The sequence below is a fragment of the Ruegeria sp. CG11 genome, from assembly GCF_056537245.1.
The window spans coordinates 1-638 of record NZ_JBQFRE010000071.1 but is presented as its reverse complement, the minus strand read 5'-3'; the positions used below and the strand labels follow the sequence as shown (position 1 = coordinate 638).

At 54.5% G+C, this 638-nt stretch carries 1 pseudogene; it reads left to right on the top strand.

Going from position 1 to position 638, the window contains the following annotated elements:
• A pseudogene (locus tag ACR0KW_RS24275) lies at window positions 1-638 on the top strand (relaxase/mobilization nuclease domain-containing protein); the annotation flags it as partial.

Below are 638 nucleotides of genomic sequence, written 5' to 3'. Positions count from 1 at the left end.
CACACCGCGTTTGGAGCTGACAACCGGCAAGAGTCTCAACATTGCGCCACCTGGCTATCAGACAGCCTATGACAGTCTGCGCGACCTGATGAACAAAGCTCATGCCTGGGCCGATCCCATGGATCTGGATCACGCGCAGGAGGTTCAAACCACCGTTGAGGCCCCAACCAGGGCACAGGGCCGCGAAGAACTGCACGAATGGATCTTGGACCAGATCAGCGTCGGCACCATCACCGACCGTGCAAGCATGGTCGATGCTCTGACCGACGCAGGTTTCGACCTCCCCCGCGTAAGCAAAAATTACATCACCGCCAAAGACCCCAACACGGGCGAACGCTGGCGATTGAAAGGAGAGATTTTTCATGACGACTGGCAAGCCGACCCGGCTGAGCGAGAAATTGAACGCGGATATGGACAAGATCCGAAAAGAGCACGCCGCCTTGATGGATTCTCAACTGCAGAGCTTCAGGACCGATATTCAAGCATGTGTAACACTCGCGCGGAATACAATCGAAGCCGATACTCGTACGTTTTTGGATTGGAGCGGGACGACTTGGCAGAGGCACATCGACAAGATCAAATTCTTGATTCAGATCTCACCTTGGGTGGTGATAACGGCCTGTATGGTGTTGATCGCA